The following is a 414-nucleotide window of genomic DNA, read 5'->3' as shown; positions in this document are numbered from 1 at the left end:
AGCTGGGACCTCCTCGTCCGGCTGGACGGCGAACCCGTGCAGGATGCCGAAGATGCTGGCCCGGACAGCGGCCCCCTGGCCCGCTTCATCGCCGGTCTCCCCGATCTCTGCACGGTGACGCCCGACGCCGGGAGGCTGGCCAGGGTGCGCGGGCTCGCCTCGCGCCTGGCGGATGTCCGCTGGGAGTTGCCGGAGKATATTCAGCGCTTGGCATTCCGGCCCATGGGTATCGGCGAGAACTTCGAACAGGGCTCCATCACTGCCCACCTCGGCGATCCGGAGAACTTCAGTGCACTCAACGGTAAAACCGGGGAGGGGGCCCATTTTGGCCGAGAGAAGCTGGTAATCACGCCCTTCCTCGACGACACGATGCTCGGCCGATTGCGGGACCCGTGGACGGACAACCTCTACGTC

Annotated in this window: 1 protein-coding gene; it reads left to right on the top strand. The window is 66.6% G+C overall.

The annotated features are described in order from the left end of the window. Positions 1 to 414, top strand: a 414-nt coding sequence (locus tag AC1U89_RS24895; RefSeq protein WP_479902286.1) for a hypothetical protein, incomplete at both ends; no start/stop codon positions are given.

It is taken from the genome of Caulobacter sp. 05T431, assembly GCF_056665975.1.
Note: the sequence above shows the minus strand (reverse complement) of the source record. Positions and strands in the feature narration are given on the sequence as shown.